Source organism: Candidatus Pantoea rara, from assembly GCF_051136265.1.
In the GTDB taxonomy this organism is placed as follows: Bacteria; Pseudomonadota; Gammaproteobacteria; order Enterobacterales; family Enterobacteriaceae; genus Pantoea; species Pantoea rara.
In genome coordinates this window covers 334,082-355,623 of sequence record NZ_CP194943.1, presented here as the reverse complement: position 1 = coordinate 355,623, position 21,542 = coordinate 334,082, and the positions used below count along the sequence as shown (strand labels likewise).

General features: G+C 56.9%; 17 protein-coding genes. 11 read left to right on the top strand and 6 right to left on the bottom strand.

The annotated features are described in order from the left end of the window. Window positions 1-13: 13 nt before the first annotated feature. The 7 genes from ACR8BF_RS20110 (at window position 14) to ACR8BF_RS20080 (ending at window position 5,091) form a co-directional block, all read left to right on the top strand. Window positions 14-136, top strand: coding sequence for a hypothetical protein (locus ACR8BF_RS20110; RefSeq protein WP_255434225.1), 123 nt, complete (start codon window positions 14-16; stop codon window positions 134-136). 335 nt (window positions 137-471) lie between these two features. Beyond that, window positions 472-1,491, top strand: coding sequence for an isopenicillin N synthase family dioxygenase (locus tag ACR8BF_RS20105; protein WP_434746210.1), 1,020 nt, complete (start codon window positions 472-474; stop codon window positions 1,489-1,491). 22 nt (window positions 1,492-1,513) lie between these two features. Then, window positions 1,514-2,317, top strand: coding sequence for a MetQ/NlpA family ABC transporter substrate-binding protein (locus ACR8BF_RS20100; protein ID WP_434746209.1), 804 nt, complete (start codon window positions 1,514-1,516; stop codon window positions 2,315-2,317). Further along, on the top strand, window positions 2,310-3,098 hold the full coding sequence (locus tag ACR8BF_RS20095; RefSeq protein ID WP_434746006.1) for a methionine ABC transporter ATP-binding protein: 789 nt from the start codon (window positions 2,310-2,312) through the stop codon (window positions 3,096-3,098). Before ACR8BF_RS20100 ends, ACR8BF_RS20095 begins: the two co-directional genes overlap by 8 nt. Further along, on the top strand, window positions 3,086-3,754 hold the full coding sequence (locus tag ACR8BF_RS20090; protein WP_313701901.1) for a methionine ABC transporter permease: 669 nt from the start codon (window positions 3,086-3,088) through the stop codon (window positions 3,752-3,754). Before ACR8BF_RS20095 ends, ACR8BF_RS20090 begins: the two co-directional genes overlap by 13 nt. Window positions 3,755-3,890: 136 nt before the next feature. Further along, on the top strand, window positions 3,891-4,481 hold the full coding sequence (locus ACR8BF_RS20085) for an NAD(P)H-dependent oxidoreductase (protein WP_434746005.1): 591 nt from the start codon (window positions 3,891-3,893) through the stop codon (window positions 4,479-4,481). A gap of 1 nt (window position 4,482) precedes the next feature. Then, window positions 4,483-5,091: a TetR/AcrR family transcriptional regulator gene (locus tag ACR8BF_RS20080; protein WP_179897952.1), complete on the top strand. Its 609-nt coding sequence runs from the start codon at window positions 4,483-4,485 to the stop codon at window positions 5,089-5,091. A gap of 85 nt (window positions 5,092-5,176) precedes the next feature. Here ACR8BF_RS20080 and malG read toward each other — a convergent pair whose 3' ends face one another. From malG to malE, 3 genes are read right to left on the bottom strand one after another with little or no spacing between them, the layout of a single operon-like run. Further along, window positions 5,177-6,067, bottom strand: coding sequence for a maltose ABC transporter permease MalG (malG, locus tag ACR8BF_RS20075; RefSeq protein ID WP_090964585.1), 891 nt, complete (start codon window positions 6,065-6,067; stop codon window positions 5,177-5,179). Between the two features lie 9 nt (window positions 6,068-6,076). Then, on the bottom strand, window positions 6,077-7,603 hold the full coding sequence (gene malF, locus ACR8BF_RS20070) for a maltose ABC transporter permease MalF (RefSeq protein ID WP_434746004.1): 1,527 nt from the start codon (window positions 7,601-7,603) through the stop codon (window positions 6,077-6,079). Window positions 7,604-7,658: 55 nt separating this feature from the next. Continuing rightward, window positions 7,659-8,849: a maltose/maltodextrin ABC transporter substrate-binding protein MalE gene (malE, locus tag ACR8BF_RS20065; protein WP_434746003.1), complete on the bottom strand. Its 1,191-nt coding sequence runs from the start codon at window positions 8,847-8,849 to the stop codon at window positions 7,659-7,661. Window positions 8,850-9,211: 362 nt separating this feature from the next. On the opposite strand from malE, the gene malK reads away from it, so the two are divergent. From malK to malM, 3 genes are all read left to right on the top strand, one after another. Continuing rightward, complete coding sequence (gene malK, locus ACR8BF_RS20060) at window positions 9,212-10,321, top strand: maltose/maltodextrin ABC transporter ATP-binding protein MalK (protein ID WP_179897946.1); 1,110 nt, start codon at window positions 9,212-9,214, stop codon at window positions 10,319-10,321. 44 nt (window positions 10,322-10,365) lie between these two features. Next, complete coding sequence (locus ACR8BF_RS20055) at window positions 10,366-11,667, top strand: maltoporin (RefSeq protein ID WP_313701891.1); 1,302 nt, start codon at window positions 10,366-10,368, stop codon at window positions 11,665-11,667. Window positions 11,668-11,771: 104 nt separating this feature from the next. Continuing rightward, window positions 11,772-12,704: a maltose operon protein MalM gene (gene malM / locus ACR8BF_RS20050; protein WP_434746002.1), complete on the top strand. Its 933-nt coding sequence runs from the start codon at window positions 11,772-11,774 to the stop codon at window positions 12,702-12,704. A gap of 231 nt (window positions 12,705-12,935) precedes the next feature. On the opposite strand, the gene malQ is transcribed toward malM, so the two are convergent. Together malQ and malP are read right to left on the bottom strand one after the other, a co-directional pair. After that, complete coding sequence (gene malQ, locus ACR8BF_RS20045; RefSeq protein ID WP_434746001.1) at window positions 12,936-15,011, bottom strand: 4-alpha-glucanotransferase; 2,076 nt, start codon at window positions 15,009-15,011, stop codon at window positions 12,936-12,938. A gap of 8 nt (window positions 15,012-15,019) precedes the next feature. Next, window positions 15,020-17,422 carry a maltodextrin phosphorylase gene (gene malP / locus ACR8BF_RS20040; RefSeq protein ID WP_179897938.1) on the bottom strand — a complete coding sequence of 801 codons (2,403 nt, stop codon included), beginning with the start codon at window positions 17,420-17,422 and terminating at the stop codon, window positions 15,020-15,022. Window positions 17,423-17,704: 282 nt separating this feature from the next. Here malP and malT point away from each other — a divergent pair, with 282 nt between their 5' ends. Further along, window positions 17,705-20,407, top strand: a complete 2,703-nt coding sequence (malT, locus tag ACR8BF_RS20035; protein ID WP_434746000.1) for an HTH-type transcriptional regulator MalT — start codon at window positions 17,705-17,707, stop codon at window positions 20,405-20,407. Window positions 20,408-20,611: 204 nt separating this feature from the next. Here the strand turns inward: malT and ACR8BF_RS20030 are convergent, their stop codons facing one another. Further along, complete coding sequence (locus ACR8BF_RS20030) at window positions 20,612-21,511, bottom strand: alpha/beta hydrolase (protein ID WP_434745999.1); 900 nt, start codon at window positions 21,509-21,511, stop codon at window positions 20,612-20,614. Window positions 21,512-21,542: the final 31 nt, after the last annotated feature.

Here is a 21,542-nt window from a genome sequence, read left to right as displayed (position 1 = left end):
CTCAGGTGCATCAATGAAGGAGTCTTATAGCTTTCGCAGCCGCAAACAATGTTCAGGAGAAACCGTGGAAATGAAAGCTATAAGAAGCCGAAAAATTTTAAGTGAAGCGGCAAAAGCCGCAGCCGGTAAACCATAGACCACGATTGTAAGGTTTTGCAAGTTTTCAGCCGAAATAACTAACTTTAATGACAAATTCAGCACGGTGCTCTAACTCATGACTGCTTACTCTCACAAACATTTGGAAATATTACGTGTTAGCAGCTCTTTTTAAGTGTGGATCTGTTTTTTGCTGTTTTCGCCATCATTACCGCCAAAAAAGAGGATCTACCGCGCAGAGTAATCTGTGGCTGGAAAAGCTAAGAACAGGTGAGATATTCCCATCTGCCGCATATACATAGCAGGATTAGTTGGTAGTTAACGCATAAATGAAGTGGCAGTGTAACGCTATTCGATGCCAACAGAGTGTTAATGATGAGTGCGTTAAGCCCCGCAGAATTACCGGTAATTGATTTCTCGTTATTGTCAGGTAATCAACAGCAGCAGCAACAAATCCTGGAAAAACTCAGCCAGGCCGCGCGTGATGTCGGTTTCTTCTATTTAATCAATCACGGCATTGACCGTGAATTATCAGATGAGGTTCAGGACGTCGCGCGGAAATTTTTTGCCCTGCCACAGGCGGAAAAATCCGCGGTAGCGATGGCTAACTCCCCGCATTTTCGTGGCTATAACCAGGCAGGTGTGGAAATAACCCGCAGCCAGCCTGACTATCGCGAGCAGTTTGATATTGGTGCGGAACGGGAAGCATTGCCCGTGACTGCCGATTCACCCACCTGGCAACGGATGCAGGGGCCGAATCAGTGGCCTGAAGCCCTGCCTGAACTACAGACCGTGGTCACCCGCTGGCAGCAGCAGATGACGGCGGTGGCGCTGGCGTTACTGCGTGCCTTTGCCGAAGCGCTAACGCTGCCGCGCAACGCGTTCGACAACCTCTATGGCGACTACCCCAACGAACATATCAAGCTGATTCGCTATCCGGGCCGCACCGAAGGCGAATCACGCCAGGGTGTTGGCGCGCATAAAGATTCGGGTTTCCTGACCATGTTATTGCAGGACGACCAGCCGGGCTTACAGGTTGAAGTGACACCGGACAACTGGATCGATGCATCGCCGCTGCCAGGCGCCTTTGTGGTGAACATTGGCGAACTACTGGAGCTGGCGACTAACGGCTATCTGCGCGCGACGGTGCATCGCGTGGTCTCGCCACCGCAGAGCAGTGAGCGCCTGTCCATCGCCTTTTTCCTGGGCGCCCAGCTGGACGCGGTAGTGCCAATCTATCAACTGCCTGCCCAACTGGCTCATCTGGCGCAGGGACCGAGCAGCGATCCGCTTAACCCGCTACTGCGTGAAGTCGGCTGGAATTACCTCAAGGGCCGGTTGCGTTCGCATCCGGAAGTCGCCCGGCGTTTCTACCCTGAACATAACACTCACTGATAACAACAAAAGAGAAATGATGATGATTAAAAAACGCTTTCTGGTTCTTGCCGGTCTTTCACTGCTGATTGCTCAAAGCCTGCAGGCCGCACCGCTTCGTGTGGCAGCCGATCCGTTGCCGCACGCGGAGATCCTGGAGTATGTCAAAACCCTGGATCCGAAACTGGATATCAAAATTGTTGAGCTGAGCGGCGGCGTGAATGCCAATGAGTTGCTGGCCGCCGGGGATGTGGATGCCAACTACTTTCAGCATCTGCCCTACTTAAAAGATCAGGAGAAGGCGCTGGGGAAATCCTTTGCGGTGGTCGCCAGCGTGCACATTGAGCCGCTGGGGATTTACTCGCGCAAGGTGAAATCGCTGTCAGGGCTGCCAGAGGGTGCCAGCATTGCGGTACCGAACAATACCACCAACCTGAGCCGTGCGCTGTGGCTGTTGCAGGACAAAGGGGTGATCAAACTTAATGCGAAGGGCGAAACGGGCTCAACGCTGGTGACGCCGAAAGATATCAGTGAGAACCCGAAAAAAATCAAGATTGTTGAGATTGAGTCGCCGCAGCTGCCGCGCTCGCTGGATGATGTGGATGCCGCCGTAATAAATGGTAACTACGCGCTTGAAGCCGGGCTGACGCCAGCGAAAGATGCGCTGGGTCTGGAGTCGGCGGTGCATAATCCTTACGCCAACCTGCTGGTGACCACGCCAGAACGGGCGAAAGATCCGCGCGTGTTGCAGCTGGCAAAAGATCTGCGCTCGCCGCAGGTGGCGGAATTTATTCATAAAAACTATCAGGGCTCTGTGATTCCGGTCGCGGACCAGCAGCATGATTAAAATCAGCCATCTCAGCAAACATTACGCTGGCGCCTCTGCGCCAGCGTTAGACGACATCTCGCTCACCATTGAGGAGGGGACCATCTTTGGCATCCTCGGCCGGAGCGGGGCAGGCAAAAGCACGCTGCTGCGCTGCCTGAACCGGCTGGAAAATCCTTCCAGTGGGCGAATCGAGATTGATGGCCAGGATCTCGCCGCGATGAGTCTGGCGCAACTGCGCCAGCAGCGACAGCAGATGGGAATGATCTTTCAGCACTTCAATCTGCTGCATTCGCGCAACGTGCAGGACAACGTCGATCTGGCGCTGGAGATTGCTGGCGTCTCAAAACCTGAACGCCGCGTGCGGGTTGTGTCTCTGCTGAAGCTGGTGGGGCTGGAGTCCTTCGCTAAAGCCTGGCCATCGCAGCTCTCGGGTGGGCAGAAACAGCGCGTCGGCATTGCCCGTGCGCTGGCTGCCCGACCCCGTTATCTGTTGTGCGATGAGGCGACCAGCGCGCTGGACCCTGAAACTACCACCTCGATTCTCGATCTGCTGGCAGACATTCAGCAACAGCTCAATATCACCATTGTGCTGATCACGCATGAAATGGCGGTGGTAAAGCGCATTTGTGACGGCGCAGCGTTGCTCGAAAATGGCCAGCTGGTTGAGAGCGGCAGCCTGAGCCAGATCATGGGACGTGAAGAGGGACGCCTGCGCAAAATGCTGCTGAAGGATGGCGAAGCAGATCGGGCGTTTATCGAAAAATATCAGCATGAGGCATTAACACGATGCGTAGCATGAGTAGTGATCGATTTCAGGAACTGCTGCTGAACGCCACGGGTGAAACCCTCTACATGGTGCTGCTGGCGGCCCTTTTTACGGTGGCGATAGGATTGCCGGTCGGCGTGCTGCTGTTTCTGACCCGGCCGACAGGTATTCTGCCTAATCGCGCGATTTCACTGCTGCTGAATACGCTGGTGAACACCGGACGCGCCTTGCCGTTTGTGGTGCTGCTGATTGCATTGATCCCCTTTACCCGTTTGCTGGTCGGCACCACGCTGGGGAGTACGGCGGCGATTGTGCCGATTACGCTGGGGGCGTTTCCTTTCTTTGCCCGCATCGTCCAGAACGCCCTGGATGAGGTCGATCGCGGCCGGATTGAAGCGGTAGTGTCGATGGGCGGCACGCTTTGGCATATCGTCAGCCGCGTGCTGCTGCCGGAAGCGCTGCCCGCGCTGGTGGCGGGTGTTACCCTGACGATTGTCATGCTGATTGGTTTCTCGGCAATGGCAGGCGTGGTGGGCGGTGGTGGGCTGGGGGATCTGGCGATTCGCTACGGTTATCAGCGCTTCGATAATCAGATCATGGCGGCTACGATTGTGGTGCTGCTGGCGCTGGTGATGCTGATTCAGAAACTCGGTGATCGACTGGTACGCGTGCTGGCTTATCGTCGCTAGACGCAGGCCTTTCTGATGACAGGGACGTTTTAACAGCACATGCGGTCAGCGAATAGACCTGACGTTGCCACTTGCTAACCTACCAATAGTAACTTACCTTTAGTAGCTTAATGGCTGAACAGGTAAGGTGACGACAATGCATGCATTAATAGTGACTTCCCATCCCAATCAGGATGCGCATACCCACCGCGTGGCAGATCGGCTGGTGCAGGGCATTATCTCGACAGGCCACCATACGGCTGAACAAGCCGATCTGGCAGCAGAAGGGTTTGATCCCCGTTTTACGCTCAGCGATCACCAGCATTTCAACGGCCTGGCGACCGTTTCGCAGGATGTGCTGGCCGAACAGCAGCGACTGGACCGCGCCGATGCGCTGGTGCTGGTCTATCCGGTCTACTGGTGGTCGTTTCCCGCCCAGCTTAAAGGCTGGATCGACCGCGTCTTCATTGCGGGTTGGGCCTTTGATGAGCAGGATGGCCGGATTGTTAAACGCCTCAGCCATCTTACCGTTCATCTGGTGGCGATTGGCGCGGCGGACACCCGCACTTATCTGCGGCGCGGCTATTTCGCCAGCATGCGGAATCAGATCGATCAGGGCATCTTTGATTATTGTGGTGCGCCGGTGGTGACCAGTGAGTTGTTGCTCAGCGGCGATGAAGGTTATCCTGAGTCACATTATCTGCTGGCGCAGCAACTGGGCCAGCGTGTATTCGCGCATCAGGAATAACATGACCGTTGAAAAAACGCCCCGTAAGCGTCTGTCACGCGAGGCCCGACGCAGGCAATTGTCGGACGTCGCGTGGCAGATAATGCAGACCGAGGGCAGCGAGGCGCTGACCCTGGCGCGGGTCGGCGACGCGGCGGGGGTGAGTAAGCCGGTAGTTTATGATCACTTCACTACCCGTCATGGGTTGCTGGCGGCATTGTATGACGATTTTGATTGCCGCCAGACCGAACGGATGGAAGCGGCGATGAATGCTGCGCCGAGGGTGATGCAACAAAGAGCGGACGTGCTCGCGACCTGTTATGTCGACTGTGTGATGACAGAGGGGCGCGAGATTCCGGAATTGCTGTCAGCACTCAGCACCTCACCGGAACTGGCCGCCGTCAAACGCCACTATCAGCTCGACTTTATTGCCCGCTGCCAGCGCTGGTTTGCGCCGTTCACGGGCAGCAGCGGGATCCCTGAAGCAGGAATGTGGGGCTTACTGGGGGGCGCGGATGCCATCGCAGGCGCGGTGGCACGCGGCGATGTCAGCCAACCGGAAGGAGAGCAGGCGATATCGGCCATGGTCGTGGCGCTGGTGGCAGGCAGCCGTGCGTTGGAATCGGATTAGCATAAAAAAGGCGGCCCCCAGGCCGCCGAATCATTCAACCACAACAGGCGTTGTGTAAGCAGTGGCAACGTACAATGATGATCGTTTAGCCTTTCACCCCGCCCGCGGTTAACCCGCTTACCAGCCAGCGCTGAGCCAGCAGGAACACCAGAGTAATCGGAATCGCGGAGAGCACCGCCGCCGCGGCAAAATCTCCCCATAAATAGTTTTGCGGATTGAGATACTGCTGCATCCCGACTGCCAGGGTGTAGCTGTTGACGTCGCGCAGTAACAGCGACGCAACCGGCACTTCAGTGACCGCGGCGATAAACGCCAGGATAAACACTACCGCCAGAATCGGCACCGACAGTGGCAGCAGCACCAGCCGGAACGCCTGCCACGGTGTTGCACCATCCAGCGCGGCGGCTTCTTCCAGGGATCCGTCAATCGTTTCGAAATAGCCTTTGATGGTCCAGACATGCAGCGCAATGCCGCCCATATAGGCGAAGATCACCCCACCGTGAGTATTCAGCCCGATAAAAGGCAGATACTGGCCGAGACGATCAAACAGCGCATAGAGCGCCACCAGCGACAACACCGCCGGGAACATCTGGAAAATCAGCATTCCCTTTAGCAGGCTGGCGCGACCGGTAAAGCGCATGCGGGCAAACGCATAGGCGCAGGTAGTCGAGAGTGCCACAATCCCCAGCGCACTAATGGCTGCAATTTTGATCGAGTTCCATAACCACAGCAGCACCGGAAAAGGCGGCGGGGTGACCCGTCCATCTGCATGTTCCACGCTGAAACCCAGCGCCAGCCGCCAGTGCTCCCAGGAGATCTGCTCCGGGATCAGGCTGCCAGTGGCGAAGTTACCGGCGCGCAGGGAAATCGCGATCACCATCAGCAGCGGGAAAAGAATCGCTGCGATAAATAACAGCAGCAGCAGATGCGTGGTGAACAGACGCAGCCGTTGTGATTTGGGTTGTACCATAGCCATAACAACTCCTTAGTCGAACTTCATCCGCGAGGCTTTCAGGTTAATGACCGCCAGCGCACCCACCAGCAGGAAGATCAGCGTGGCGATGGCGGCTGCCAGACCAAAGTCCTGCCCGCCGCCGCCCTCAAAGGCGATACGCCAGGTATAGTTCACCAGCAAATCGGTATAACCAGCTGGCGTGGTGGTGCCGAGTCGATCCGGTCCGCCGTTGGTCAGTAACTGCACCAGCACAAAGTTATTAAAATTGAAGGCAAAGCTGGCAATCATCAGCGGCATCAAAGGCTTCAGCAGCAGCGGCAGGGTGATCAGGAAGAAGTTCTGCAGCGGGCCTGCTCCGTCCATCGCCGAGGCTTCATAGAGATCGTCGGGAATGGCTTTCAGCAGTCCCATGCAGAGGATCATCATGTAGGGATAACCGAGCCAGGTGTTGACGATAATCAGCATGGTGCGCGCCAGCGTCGGATCGCTGAACCACGCGGGCTTCACGCCAAATAGCGCGCTAAGCATCACGTTGATCTCACCAAAGCTCTGGTTAAACAAGCCTTTGAAAATCAGGATCGAGATAAACGCCGGAACGGCATAGGGCAGAATCAGCATCACCCGATAAACGGCTTTGCCGCGCAGCGCCTCCCATTGCACCAGACAGGCCAGCACCATGCCTACGGCGACGGTCAGCACCACGGTGATCAGCGAGAAGAGCAGCGTCCAGCCAAATATCGCCAGGAACGGCTTCTGAATTCCTTCGTCAGTAAACACCCGCACAAAGTTTTTCCAGCCGGTATTCACGGTAAAGCCGGGGCTTAAGGTTTCGTTATTCCACGTATTGTTCGCGTTCACGGCCTGATAGAAGCCGGTCTGCGGATTGGCGCGGTAATGCGTGCCGCTTTGCTGATTAATCAGCTCATCCTGCGCGCCAACCCGATAGAGTGGCTGGGTACCGGAGAACTGACGCAGTGAACTCATCCGCAACTGACGGCCATCCGGCAGTTCGGCACGGATCTGGCTCAGCGCCTGACGGTTAGTGGTGATCACTCTTAAGGTCGCGCGTTCGCCAGCGGGTGGCGTCGCGGGAGCCATTTTCAGCGTCTGTTCCGGGCCAAACGTAAACGGCGGCGAGACAACGTCTGCTTTACCATCGTTCAGCACCAGCTGCCAGCGATCGCCAGCCGGGAACAGTGAGAAACTGACTGCTTCACCCGACTGGAATGTGCGGCCCAGCAGTACCTGCTGCGCCCGCTCAAAGGTGAGCTGGTTGGTGCTGCTGTAGTTGGTAAAGGCGATAGCGATGGTGCAGGCGAGGGGGAACAATACAAACAGCGCCATTCCGGCCACGCCGGGATAGACATAACGCCACGCATAGGCGCGACGATTTGCAAAAATCCACAGCCCGGTCGCACTGAGGATGAGCGTCAGCAGCGCAAACAGATATTCGCCCTGCGCATACATCAGCACCAGCAGATAGCCGACCAGCAGACAGCCGATCCCGATGAGAACGCTTTTTAGCAGCAGACTGCGCGTTTTCGGTTTTCCTGACATGATGCGGTTTTCCTTAACGGTCACTCAAGCCGGGGATGACCCCGGCATAGAAGGATTACTTCTTCAGACGGGCCTGGGCATCTTTCAGTGCGGCGTCAACGCTCTGACGACCGCCCAGCGCATTCAGGGTGGCGGTACGCATCGCGTACCAGAAGGCCGCCATCTGCGGGATATTAGGCATGATGTCGCCCTGTTTGGCGTTGCTCATGGTGGCGGCAATTCGCGGATCTTTTTCCAGCGTCTGCTGGTAGGATTTCAGCGCCACGGCACCCAGCGGCTTGTCTTTATTGACCATTTCCAGTCCGGAATCGGTCAGCAGATAGTTCTCCAGGAACTCTTTCGCCAGCTCTTTGTTTGGACTGGCGGCGTTGATCCCGGCGCTCAGCACGCCGACAAAGGCTTTCGACGGTTTACCCTTCAGCGTGGGCAGTTCAGTGACGCCATAGTCGATGCCGCTCTTGTCGAGGTTGCCCCACGCCCAAGGACCATTAATGGTCATGGCGGTTTCGCCTTTGTTAAAGGCGGCTTCAGCAATGGAGTAATCGGTGTCGGCATTCAGGGTTTTGGCTTTAACCTGATCGACCAGGAACTGCATGCCCGCTTTCGCTCCGGCGTTATCGACGCCAACATCCTTCACATCATAATGACCGTCGGTGAGCTTAAAGGCGTAAGCCCCGCCTGCGGCCAGCAATGGCCAGGTGAAGTAGGGTTCCTGCAGGTTAAACATGATGGCGCTTTTGCCTTTAGCGCGCAGTTGCTTGTCGAGTCCGGCAATCTCTTCCCAGGTTTTCGGCGGGTTCGGCAGCAGCTTTTTGTTGTAAATCAGTGACAGCGCCTCAACCGAAATCGGATAGCCAATCAGCTTGCCATCGAAACGTACCGCGTCCCACGTGAACGGGAAGATCTTCTCGCGGAAGCTGGCGTCCGGCGTCACCTCCGCCAGCAGGCCCGACTGTGCGTAGCCGCCAAAACGGTCATGTGCCCAGAAGATAATATCCGGGCCATCGCCGGTCGCCGCAACCTGCGGATACTTCTCTTCCATTTTGTCAGGATGTTCGACCGTGACTTTAATGCCGGTCTCCTTCTCAAATTTCTTACCCACGTCGGCAAGGCCGTTGTAGCCCTTGTCACCGTTGATCCAGATGACCAGTTTACCTTCCTCAATTTTTGCCATCGCGCTGGCTGAAAAGAGCACAGCAGAGAGGGCAGAAAGGGCCAGAATTCGTGTTCCGGTTTTCATCGTCATAAATCCATCCTGTTAGCGGAAGTGGTGAATGCTTTGTCGGCATCATTGTGCGTATCCGCCAGGGCTTCTCATCCTCCTCCGCTCTACGCCCCAGGCGCAATCGCTGTGATCGCGCTGGCAAAAAGCACCTGAAGCGGGCGCTTACGCGGCAAAAAATCCCTCGGGTCTGCGTTAGCGATCACAAAAAAGCGCGGCAGCCCCTGGGCCGGGGCGTCAGCCCGCGTTTCTCCTCCTCCCGCCTCCTCCCCCAGTAGTTTGCGTTATGGCGGAGGATGTTACCGATTGTTTCCTCTCGCATAGTGAGCCCCGGAACCCGTCTGCCGCTGAGCAGACACGACTATGCAGCTAAGAGGGAAGGGATCATGGCGAGCGTTGTGTTACGCAATGTCACGAAAGCCTGGGGCGATACGGTGGTGTCGAAAGATATCGATCTCACCATTCGTGAAGGGGAATTTGTAGTTTTCGTCGGCCCATCAGGCTGTGGCAAATCGACGCTGCTGCGCATGATTGCCGGACTGGAGACCATCACCAGCGGCGAGCTGTTAATCGGCGACCAGCGCATGAATGACGTACCACCTGCTGAACGCGGCATTGGCATGGTGTTTCAGTCCTATGCGCTTTATCCCCATCTGTCGGTGGCGGAGAACATGTCCTTTGGCCTGAAGCTGGCCGGAGTGAAAAAAGCGGAAATTCATCAGCGCGTTAATCAGGTGGCAGAAATTCTGCAACTGGCGCACCTGCTCGATCGCCGCCCCAAAGCCCTGTCTGGGGGGCAGCGTCAGCGCGTGGCGATTGGCCGCACGCTGGTGGCGGAACCGCGCGTATTTCTGCTGGATGAACCGCTGTCGAACCTCGATGCCGCGCTGCGCGTCCAGATGCGGATCGAGATCTCCCGTCTCCATAAGCGCCTGAAGCGCACCATGATTTATGTCACCCACGATCAGATCGAAGCGATGACGCTGGCTGACAAGATCGTGGTGCTGGATGCCGGGCGTATTGCGCAGGTCGGCAAGCCGCTTGAACTCTACCACTATCCCGCCAACCGCTTTGTTGCCGGGTTTATCGGATCACCAAAAATGAATTTCCTGCCGGTCAAAGTGACCGCCACCGCCATCGACCAGGTTCAGGTGCGGTTGCCTAATCAGCAACTGGTGTGGCTGCCGGTTGACAGTGCCGGGGTTCAGGTTGGCAGCAATATGTCACTGGGCATTCGCCCGGAACATCTGCTCTCCAGCGATATCGCCGACGTCACCCTTGAAGGGGAAGTGCAGGTGGTGGAACAGCTGGGGCATGAAACACAGATCCACATCGAGATTCCCGCTATCCGTCAGAACCTGGTCTACCGCCAGGAAGACGTCGTGCTGGTAAAAGAGGGCGCCATCCTCGGTATTGGCCTGCCGCCAGAGCGTTGTCACCTGTTCCGCGAGGACGGGAGCGCGTGCCGCAGGCTGTATCAGGAGCCGGGTGTATAGCCCTGCCAAAAAACAATAAAAGCAATGACCTCAGGAGATAGAAAATGTTAACTCTGCGCAAACTTCCCATCGCCGTTGCCGTCGCGGTGGGAACCCTCTCCGCCCCGACGATGGCGGTTGATTTTACCGGTTACGCCCGTTCCGGCATTGGCTGGACCGGTAGCGGTGGCGAACAGCAATGTTTCCAGGCCACTGGCGCCCAAAGTAAGTACCGTCTGGGCAACGAATGTGAAACCTATGCCGAATTGAAATTAGGCCAGGAAGTGTGGAAAGAGGGCGACAAAAGCTTCTATTTCGACACCAACGTAGCTTACTCCGTGGCGCAGCAGAATGACTGGGAGGCAACCTCACCCGCGTTCCGTGAAGCCAACGTCAAAGGTAAAAATCTGATCGATGCACTGCCAGGTTCAACCATCTGGGCCGGTAAGCGTTTCTATCAGCGTCATGACGTTCACATGATCGACTTCTACTACTGGGATATCTCGGGTCCGGGCGCGGGTCTGGAAGATGTGGATCTCGGCTTCGGTAAGCTCTCTTTCGCCGCAACCCGTTCGTCTGAAGCGGGCGGCTCTTATACCTTCTCCAGCGATCGTATCCGTGACTTCGCCACCAGCACCGCCAACGACGTGTTTGATGTGCGTCTGGCTGGAATGGAAACCAACCCGAACGGCGTGCTCGAGCTGGGTGTCGATTATGGTCGTGCTAATGCCCGTGATGGCTACCGTATTGAAGATGGCGCCTCTAAAGATGGCTGGATGTTCACGGCTGAACATACCCAGAGCATGCTGAAAGGCTACAACAAATTTGTGCTGCAATACGCCACCGACGCGATGACCTCGCAGGGCAAAGGCGTACCGCAGGGCACCAATATCAATAACAACGGTGACATGTACCGCGTTCTCGATCACGGCGCCATCTCGCTGGCGGAACGCTGGGACCTGATGTACGTCGCCATGTATCAGAACATCGATCTGGACAACAACCGTGGCACCGAGTGGTACACCGTGGGTGTCCGACCAATGTACAAATGGACGCCAATCATGAGCACCCTGCTGGAGCTGGGCTACGACAACGTCAAATCGCAGCAGGCAAACGAGCGCAACGGCCAGTACAAAGTGACGCTGGCACAGCAGTGGCAGGCCGGTGACAGCATCTGGTCACGTCCGGCGCTGCGTTTGTTCGCAACCTACGCCAAATGGGATGAGAAGTGGGGCTACAGCAAAGATAACGCCGGCGATCTCACCTCCTTCGCCTCGGCGGACTCCACCGGCAACGGCATCCTGACCAACAGCCGTGGCAACGATGACGAAGTGACCTTCGGCGCGCAGATGGAAATCTGGTGGTAAGCCAGAACCTTTTCTGACGGGCGCGGAATCGCGCCTGATGGATCTCTTTGGTCGCGGTGTGCCATTGCCTGGTTCACGCCGCGACCTGCAATAAGGTACACATAATGAAAATGAAAAAACTGGCTGCACTCTGCCTGACGGCGGCGTTACTGACAGGACACACGCTTCCCGCCCTGGCGGAGGTCAATCTGGTGCCGCAGGATCTCTCTTCCGCACCGGTCGTCGCACCTGAATCTCTGCAACGCCTGAGCTGGCAGCCGCTGGCGGCCTCTCAGACGCAGACCACAAAACTCGCCAACAGCGGACAGACGCTGAATGCACCCCACATTGCCGGGCCGGTCGCGGCTTACAGTCTGCCAGCGAATATCGGCGAACTGACGCTGACGCTGAGTAGTGAAGTGGCGAACGGTCAGGTTTTCGCACCTAACGTGCTGGTGCTGGACGAAAACCTGCGCCCAGCGGCCTGGTTCCCGAGCCGCTACTTTACCTATCAGAAGCCGGGCGTGATGGCGGCAGATCGGCTGGAAGGGGTGATGAAATTAACCCCGGCGCTGGGCCAGCAAAAAATTTACCTGCTGGTGTTCACCACCGACAGCGATCTGACCCAGACCACCACGTTGCTTGATCCGGCCAAGGCTTACGCCCAGGGCACCGGCCATGCGGTACCGGATATTCCCGATCCGGTCGCCAGCCACAGCCGCGAAGGCACCATTAAGCTGAAGATGCAGACCAGTTCCGGCTCCTCGATCCTGGTCGGGCCGCTGTTTGGTTCATCCGGTGCGAGTGCAGTCACCGTCGGCAATACCGCACCAGCGGCAGCGTACAGCGCAGCACCGGCACCGTCCGCCGTGCCCGCGCCAAAAGCCCGTGCGGAACCGATCATGAGCGACACCGAGAGTTACTTTAACCAGAAGATTACCCAGGCGGTGAACAGCGGCAATATTGACAAGGCGCTGAAACTGCTGGATGAAGCCGAGCGGCTGGGGTCTACCTCTGCACGGCAAACCTTTATCAGTAGTGTTAAAGGCAAGGGGTGAAGCTGCCCCGACACTGTTGATGTTGTTCCATCTGGTGCGCTCTGGCGCACCTTTTTTTGGCGTGTAAATCATGGATGTAATGGGTTGAGACCTTAACCGATCTTACTTAACGTTGCCGGTCAGGAGAACGTTGAGGGGTGAGCGTTGTCATGCTAACCAGGTTAGCTAACGGATTCTAAAACCCTGGAATAGTTCCAGGGTTTATACTTCCTGAGTTCTGAACGTCAGTGCTTAATTCCGCACTGACCCCTTCCGTCGTGCCGTCAAATCGCGCAACAACCCTTCGGTCTGCGAATCACTGAATAGCGCCTCCAGCGGCACGCTCAACTTGCGTCGCCAGTTCGGATATTCATCACTGGTGCCGGGAATGTTCACCGGCGCGGCCATGTCCAGCCAGTCCTCTGGTTGCAGGCCCAGCAGGGCGCTGTGACTGTCTGCCAGATAGCGCTGCATCGCCCGGTTTAACGCTTTGCTCATGCCGGTGTGGCGTGCATCGCGTCCGGCACGTTTCGGCAGCGCGCCGACCCGATGCAGACTGTTCAGCAGCGCCTGCTTAGCCCGAAGCCGATCCTGATACAGCCCGGCCAGCACCACCTTGTCCGGATAGAGACCGAGTTGTGCGCCGGTTGTCAGATCGTTACTTTGCCACCAGCCACGCAGTGTCGGGAGGTCATGCGTGGTGGCGACAGCCATTGCCTGCCGTGGCCAGCTGGCGGGCGGGCGAAAACCGGTTTCTGAGGTCTGTTCGAACCAGAGCACCTTGTAGGAGTAAACGCCCCCATCCCTCAGCTTATCGACAATCGCTTCCGGAACGGTGCCCAGGTCTTCACCAATCACCATGCAGCGATGACGCTGGCTTTCCAGTGCCAGAATCGCCAGCATATCGTCGATGGGATAGTGCACATAAGCCCCGTGCATTGCGCTTTCACCGGCCGGGATCCACCACAGCCGCATCAGCGCCATCACATGATCGATACGCAGCGCGCCGCAGTGGCGCATGTTGGCGCGTAGCAGGGCGATCCACGGCTCCCAGGCGCGCTGTCGCATCACCTGCGGATCCATGGGCGGTAATCCCCAGTCCTGTCCGCGTGGGCCGAGAATATCGGGTGGCGCACCGATGCTGGCATTCATACAGTAGAGATCGCGCTCGCTCCAGGTCTCTGCGCCACCCTGTGCGACACCTACCGCCAGATCGCGGTAAAGTCCGATGGGCATCTGCTGCTGCTGACAGACGTCCCAGCAGCTTTCAAACTGCTGCGCGGCCAGCCACTGCAGCCAGAGCCAGAAGCGCACCTGATCCTGATGTTGCGCCAGGAAGGTCTTTACGGCCGGACTGCCAGGACTCTGAAACGCCTCCGGCCACACTGGCCAGCCCCAGCGCCCGCTATCCTGCGCTATCTGGTCGGCATGCAGCGCATCAAACAGCGCCTGATGCTGCAAGCTTTCGCCACCCTCACGGATAAATGCGGTAAATGCCTGCACCTCAGGATCGGCGGCATCGCGCTGGGTAAACTGCGGCCAGGCCAGGCTTAACGCCTGAATTTTGAGTCGGGTTACCGCTGCATAATCGACCCATTCAGTTGCGCGTGCCTGCTCCAGCGTCTGCTGCGTTTCGGGCTGTTGCCACCAGGCCTGCGCAGCCACGCTCAACTGGAAGTCAGTGACCGCACTGACATCGATGTAGAGCACATTAAGCCAGCGCCGTGACGAAGGGCTGTAAGGACTGGCGCTTTCCGGGCTGGAGGGAAACAGCGCATGGACTGGATTAAGGCCGATAAACGCGCCACCACGTGCGGCGACGTCCGGCAGCATCCGGCGCAGATCGCCAAAGTCGCCAACGCCCCAGTTCTGCGCGGAGCGCAGGGTGTAAAGCTGCACGCAGGCGCCCCACAGGGATTCACCTGCCAGCAGGGCTGGTGGTTCATAACAGCGGGCCGGGGCGATAATCACCCGGCACGACCACTGCTGCGCGCCCTGTTGCAGCGTCAGCTGATGATAGCCTTCGGGCAGCGGCGGCAGATGCAGCGGCTGCGCGGGCTGGCAGCGGCCCGAGCTGATCTCACCCGACTCGCGGGTGAGATGCCAGTGGGCATCGTCAATCAGCTGTGGCGACAGGCTCAGCAGATCGCCGCTGCGGAAAATCACCACCGGTGGCAGCGGTGTGCTCAGCGCAGGGGGAGGCTGCATCACCGCCAGCAAACGCTGGCGGGTCAGGGTTGGGATCGCCTGAGGCTTGCCGTGAGCATTGATATACTCAGCGGCGATGCCTGCCAGGGAAAAATCATCCATAACAGGTTCTGTTTTCATGGCATTCCTTAGCGTTTCGCTTGCCAGATGCGTTGCTGATAATCGCGGATTGCGCGATCGGAGCTGAACATGCCACAGCGTGCGGTATTGAGGATGGTGGCACGTGTCCAGGCTTCCTGATCGCTCCACAGCAGCTCAACCTGCGCCTGCGCGTGCAGGTAGGGCTGGAAGTCTGCCAGCACCAGATAAGGATCGCCGCCTTCCGGGCCGAGACTGTGCAGCATTGCGTCAAAAGCGTGAAGATCGCCCTGACTGAAGGTGCCATCTTCCAGTGCCTGTAACACCTGATTGAGCTGCGGATCTTTTTTGCGCCACTGCGCCGGAGCATAGCCACTGGCTTTTAAGGCCACCACCTGTTCCACGGTATGCCCGAAAATAAAGATGTTTTCACTGCCCACCTGCTCAGCGATCTCAACATTCGCCCCATCAAGTGTGCCGATGGTCAGGGCACCGTTAAGCGCCAGTTTCATGTTACCGGTGCCGGAGGCTTCTTTACCGGCAGTTGAGATCTGTTCAGAAAGGTCAGCGGCCGGAATCAGCCGCTCGGCGACGGAGACGTTGTAATCGGGAATAAACACCACCTTCAGGCGGTCGCCGATGCGCGGATCCTGGTTGATCACCTCGGCCACTTTGTTGATGGCGTAGATGATGTTTTTTGCCAGCGCATAACCTGGTGCGGCTTTGGCGCCAAACAGCACCACGCGCGGTACGCGGTTCGCCTGCGGATCGGTGACCAGTGTCTGCCACAGCGCAATGATGTGCAGCAGGCTCAGATGCTGACGTTTGTATTCATGCAGGCGCTTAATCTGCACATCAAACAGCGCGGTGGGGTCGATTTCGATGCCGGTCCGGTTTTTGATCCAGCCGACCAGCGCCTGTTTATTCTGCTGTTTGATGGTGCGATATTCCGCGCGGAACGTGGCGTCATCCGCAAAGGCTTCCAGCCCCTGCAGGGCATCAAGATCGTTCAGCCAGGGCTTTTGCAGCGTTCGGCTAATCAGCGCACTCAGCGCCGGGTTGCACTGATTAATCCAGCGGCGCGGTGTAATGCCATTGGTCACGTTATGGAATTTCTCCGGCCACATCTGGTGATATTCCGGGAAGAGATCCTGTACCACCAGTTTCGAGTGCAGCGCCGCGACACCATTGACCGCGAAGCCACTGGTGACGCAAAGGTTGGCCATGCGGAGCTGGTTATTGTGCACCAGCGCCAGTTTCCCCCATTTTGCGTCATCGTCCGGCCAGCGCGATGTGACAGCCGTTTTCAGCTGCGCATTCAGAGTATTAATGATCATCATATGGCGCGGCAGCAGACTGCGCACCAGGCGCACATCCCAGCACTCCAGCGCCTCCGGCATCAGCGTGTGATTGGTGTAGGCAAAGGTATGCTGGGTGATCTGCCACGCGCGCTCCCAGCTAAGTTGATGCTCATCCAGCAGCAGACGCATCAGCTCCGGAATCGCCAGCGTCGGATGGGTGTCGTTCAGCTGGATGACTTCGTGATCGGCCAGCGTTTCGATGCTGCGTCCGGCCAGATGGTGGCGACGCAGAATGTCTGCCAGCGCACAGGCGCACTGAAAATATTGCTGCATCAGACGCAGTTTTTTACCGTTCTGATGATTGTCATTGGGGTAGAGCACTTTGGTGAGTTTTTCTGCATCAATGCCCTGTTGCTCCGCACGCAGAAAATCGCCGTCGTTAAAGCGGCTGAGGTTGAACGGCTGAGCATGTTTCGCCTGCCACAAACGCAGTGGCTGGCTGATGCCATTCTCAAAACCGACTACCGGCAAATCCCAGGCTTCGCCGAGCAGCTCAAACGCCGGTTGCCACTGCGGCTGACCCGCAACCGTCACCACTTTACCGCCCAGTCCGACACGCACGTTCAGCGCGGCGTTATGGTTAAACCACGGATAGCTATCGCGCTGCCAGTCATCCGGCCCTTCGACCTGCGCGCCCTGTTCAAAACGCTGGCGAAACAGACCATACTGATAGTTCAGACCGTAGCCAGTAGCGGGCTGACCCACATTCGCCATGGAATCCAGAAAACAGGCCGCCAGACGACCCAGGCCGCCGTTCCCCAGCGCCGGATCGGTTTCATTTTCCAGCACGTCGGTCAGTGAAATATTCCACTCAGAGAGCGCGTCGTTAACCGCGTTATACCAGCCCAGATTCAGAAGGTTATTGCCGGTCAGGCGACCCATCAGAAACTCCATCGACAGATAGTTCACATGACGCAGTTCTGTCGGGGCTGGGGGAGCAGGCTGCGCGGCCAGCATGTCGGCCAGTGCACCGCTGAGTGCCTGCCACCACTGTGCATGTGTCATCTCCTGCGCATCGCGCAGGCCAAAACGCTGCCACTGACGGGTCAGGGCAGCATTGAACTGAAGCGGGTTGAATTCGGGCTGTGTCATGGTTGATGTCCTGTAAAAACAGAAAATGGGTCAATGTGACGACAGTCTGCCCGTGAGGAAACTTACGCTCATCCTCCCGAAAAGAATTAGCGCAGGAGGATAGGGAGGGTGGAGAGGATGAGGCAATTCCTAAATCGGTGAAGGAGTGTGATAGCGCACGCTTTTGTAAAGTTTAGTTAATGGGTTTGCTTGCATTCATCAGACGAAATGCTGAACCTGTGTAAGGAATAATTACGAAGCGTAAAATAATGATGCGCTCGACGAATGGAGAAACGCGCGCCCATGCTAATACCCGCCAAACTCAGTCGCCCGGTCCGTCTTCAGGGCACCGTCATCCGTGAAAGATTGCTCCAAAAGCTCACCGCTGCCGGTAACTATCGGCTGGTGCTGGTCACCAGTCCTGCGGGCTACGGTAAAACCACTTTGGTGTCGCAGTGGGCGGCGAGCAAAAGCGATCTGGGCTGGGTTTCTTTAGATGAGGGCGATAATCAGCCAGAGCGCTTTGCCGATTACCTGATTGCGGCACTGCAACAGGCCACTCACGGCGGCTGTCCCCGCAGTGAACTGCTGGCGCAGAAGCGGCAATATGTGAATCTCAATGCGCTGTTTTCTCAGCTCTTTATTGAGCTGGTGGAGTGGCAGCAGCCGCTGTGGCTGATTGTTGATGATTACCATCTGATCACCAATCCGGCGATTCACGACGCGATGCGCTTTTTCCTGCGCCATCAGCCTGAAAATCTGACGCTGATTCTGATGTCACGTAATCTGCCGCAGCTCGGTATCGCTAACCTGCGGGTGCGTGAGCAACTGATAGAGCTGGGCAGCCAGCAGCTCGCTTTTACCCATCAGGAGGCCCAGCAGTTTTTTGACTGCCGGCTGGCGGCACCGCTGGAAAGCGACGAGAGCAGCCGACTCTGTGATGATGTTGCGGGCTGGGCGACAGCACTGCAACTGATCGTGCTGTCGGCGCGACAGGGTGCCAGTTCGGCTCAGCATTCCGCCCGGCGTCTCTCCGGCATTAATGCCAGCCATCTTGCCGACTATCTGGTGGAAGAGGTGCTGGATAATGTCGATCTGCCCACCCGCCACTTCTTACTGAAAACCGCGCTGCTGCGTTCAATGAACGATGAGCTGATTGCCTGCGTGACCCGTGAAGAGAACGGTCAGATGCGGCTGGAAGAGATCGAGCGGCAGGGGCTATTTCTGCAGCGCATGGACGACTCCGGCTGCTGGTTCAGCTACCACCCACTGTTTGGTAACTTCCTGCGCCAACGCTGTCAATGGGAACTGGCGGCGGAGCTGCCTGTGCTGCATCGGGCTGCGGCCGAGAGCTGGATGGCGCAGGGTTTTCCTGGCGAGGCGATTCATCATGCACTCGCCTCCGGTGATGCATCCATGCTGCGGGACGTGCTGCTGAAGCATGCCTGGACGCTGTTTAATCAGAGTGAGCTGCCGCTGCTGGAGAATTCCCTGAAAGCGCTGCCGTGGGAGATGATGCTGGAGAACCCGATGCTGGTGCTGCTGCAGGCGTGGCTGATGCAGACTCAGCATCGTTTCTCTGAAGTGGACAGTCTGCTGGCCCGCTTTGAGCAGGCCAGCCGCTGCGAGATCGATGCGGCCCTTCGCGGTGAATTTAATGCGTTGCGTGCTCAGGTGGCGATCAACGATGGCAATACTGATGAAGCGGAGCGGCTGGCCAAAGTGGCGCTCGACACGCTGCCAGCCAGCCGTCACTACAGCCGCATTGTGGCGACCTCCGTACATGGCGAAGTGATGCACTGCAAAGGCGAGCTGGACGATTCACTCAAGCTGATGCGGCAGACTGAACAGATGGCCCGTCGTGATGAAGTGTGGCACTACGCGCTCTGGAGCATGATTCAGCAGAGCGAGATTCTGTTTGCGCAGGGCTTTTTGCAGGCCGCCTATGAGATCCAGAGCCGCGCCTTTGTACTGGTAGAAGAGCAGCATCTGGCACAGTTCCCGCTGCATGAGTTTCTGCTGCGCATTCGCGCTCAGCTGCTATGGGCCTGGGGCCGACTGGAAGAAGCGGAGCAGGCGGCCCGCGAAGGGATCAACGTGCTGAACGGTTACCAGCCGCAACAGCAGATTCAGTGTCTGGGGCTGCTGGTGCAGTGCTCCCTCGCGCGCGGCAACATTGATAACGCCCGCAGCTATCTGAACCGGCTGGAAAATCTGCTGAATAATGGCAACTGGCACAGCGACTGGATCGCTAATGCCGATAAAGTCCGGGTGATCTACTGGCAGATGACCGGCGACAGTCAGAACGCCCGCGACTGGATGCGACAGACACCCAAGCCCGCCTTCGCCAACAACCATTTTTTGCAGGGGCAGTGGCGGAACATCGCCCGCGCGCAGATCCTGCTGGGTGACGTCAGCCAGGCGGAAGTGGTGCTGGAGGAGCTGAATGAAAATGCCCGCGCCCTGCGTCTGATGAGCGACTTAAACCGTAACCTGCTGCTGCTGAATCAGATCTACTGGCAGACCAACCGCAAAGCGGAGGCGCAGCGCGTGCTGATTGACGCGCTGAAACTGGCGCGCAGCACCGGCTTTATCAGCCATTTTGTGATTGAAGGCGAGATGATGGCGCAGCAACTACGTCAGCTGATTCAGTTAAATACCCTGAATGAGCTGGACAGCCATCGCGCCCGCCGCATCCTGCTGGAGATCAACAAATATCACCGTCACAAATTCGCCCATTTCGATGAAGGTTTTGTCAGCCGGTTACTCAACCATCCTGACGTGCCGGAACTGATTCGAACCAGCCCGCTGACGCAGCGTGAATGGCAGGTGCTGGGGCTGATCTATTCCGGCTACAGCAACGATCAAATCGCCGGTGAGCTGGCAGTCGCGTCGACTACCATCAAAACCCACATCCGCAATCTCTATCAGAAGCTGGGTGTCACCCATCGCAGCGAAGCGATGAATCAGGTGCAGTCGCTGTTAAAAATGATGGGCTATGTCTGATGGCCGGCATCTCATAGGGCGGTTTTAGCCGCTCACCGTCGAAACAGGTGGTCTGTATAAATAGAACGCGGGGCAGTTACTCTACTGCGAATCACGCGCTCTGATTTGCCTGATGCTGGAACTTTATCGCAGTGAGTCATGATGGTTGCGTCACCCGACAGACAACCCAACCCCGACCGCGAGCGAAACACTCCTTTTCAGGCATCACATTTCTGAAGCCAGGTCAGTGAAGTGTTCCCTTATACTATCCGTTATCTCAAAAATACAATCGAGATGCGTACTATTTTCCACAACCTGACAGCTTATATTTGGATTGGTGCAGCTCCTGAAAAACTCATCCATTCGGCTTACATCAAACAGTTCATCATGCTCAGCAAGCATGATTTTTACTGGAATAGAGATCTCTCTAAGTTGCTTTTCAGGATTGCGGGGGGTGAGGGCATTAGCCATATTAACGCTATATGTCTGAACAAAGTCAGGCCTCGAATTGATTATCTCACAGGGGAAATGAAGCTTTACTCCCGTAAGACGTCCACAAAGAAACCCCGCACTTACTGCATTGATTATGAAGGGCCAGTGGTTAACTGATGCAAAGGGAATGGAAAAATCGCGGTTCAGATTTGATGGTGAAAAAGGGCCTAATGCAGGGGCAAGCAGGATCAGGCCTTCAACAACCCGCGATAGAGAGTGTTTAGTGAAGTAATTTATCAGCATGCCGCCGCCACTGGAGTGCCCAGGCACGTGAATCCTGGCATCAATGAAACAGGCTCGTACATAATCAATGACGGCATCAACATCCCACCAGATTTGATCAGGGCTTGAAGCATCTCCCCGGATCCCAGCCGAACGACCGTGCCCACGGATATCTACAAGACAAACACAGACGGGCAGAGTGTAACTTAACTGTTGAGCAAATATTTCGTACCCCGCGTCAGAGTTAACCCCACCACCGTGGTACACGATAAGAACCTCATCTACAGTCGTTTTTGGTTTATATGCCTTGATATACAACTCATTAAGTTGCTTTTCGACGATATTTTCAGGAGGCCGTAGCAGGGAGTTGAGCTGTTCATAGCGCTCGACAAGGCGAGTAAAGTCAATCACGTGTAAATTCCTTGTTTATAAGTTTCACTGC

Coding starts and splice junctions, on each gene's coding strand:
- malM (WP_434746002.1), top strand. CDS start 11,772: ATGAAAATGAAAAAACTGGCTGCACTCTGCCTGACGGCGGCGTTACTG.
- ACR8BF_RS20090 (WP_313701901.1), top strand. CDS start 3,086: ATGCGTAGCATGAGTAGTGATCGATTTCAGGAACTGCTGCTGAACGCC.
- ACR8BF_RS20110 (WP_255434225.1), top strand. CDS start 14: ATGAAGGAGTCTTATAGCTTTCGCAGCCGCAAACAATGTTCAGGAGAA.
- malQ (WP_434746001.1), bottom strand. CDS start 15,011: ATGAAAACAGAACCTGTTATGGATGATTTTTCCCTGGCAGGCATCGCC.
- ACR8BF_RS20080 (WP_179897952.1), top strand. CDS start 4,483: ATGACCGTTGAAAAAACGCCCCGTAAGCGTCTGTCACGCGAGGCCCGA.
- malE (WP_434746003.1), bottom strand. CDS start 8,849: ATGACGATGAAAACCGGAACACGAATTCTGGCCCTTTCTGCCCTCTCT.
- ACR8BF_RS20085 (WP_434746005.1), top strand. CDS start 3,891: ATGCATGCATTAATAGTGACTTCCCATCCCAATCAGGATGCGCATACC.
- ACR8BF_RS20105 (WP_434746210.1), top strand. CDS start 472: ATGAGTGCGTTAAGCCCCGCAGAATTACCGGTAATTGATTTCTCGTTA.
- malT (WP_434746000.1), top strand. CDS start 17,705: ATGCTAATACCCGCCAAACTCAGTCGCCCGGTCCGTCTTCAGGGCACC.
- malF (WP_434746004.1), bottom strand. CDS start 7,603: ATGTCAGGAAAACCGAAAACGCGCAGTCTGCTGCTAAAAAGCGTTCTC.
- malG (WP_090964585.1), bottom strand. CDS start 6,067: ATGGCTATGGTACAACCCAAATCACAACGGCTGCGTCTGTTCACCACG.
- ACR8BF_RS20055 (WP_313701891.1), top strand. CDS start 10,366: ATGTTAACTCTGCGCAAACTTCCCATCGCCGTTGCCGTCGCGGTGGGA.
- ACR8BF_RS20100 (WP_434746209.1), top strand. CDS start 1,514: ATGATTAAAAAACGCTTTCTGGTTCTTGCCGGTCTTTCACTGCTGATT.
- malP (WP_179897938.1), bottom strand. CDS start 17,422: ATGACACAGCCCGAATTCAACCCGCTTCAGTTCAATGCTGCCCTGACC.
- ACR8BF_RS20095 (WP_434746006.1), top strand. CDS start 2,310: ATGATTAAAATCAGCCATCTCAGCAAACATTACGCTGGCGCCTCTGCG.
- malK (WP_179897946.1), top strand. CDS start 9,212: ATGGCGAGCGTTGTGTTACGCAATGTCACGAAAGCCTGGGGCGATACG.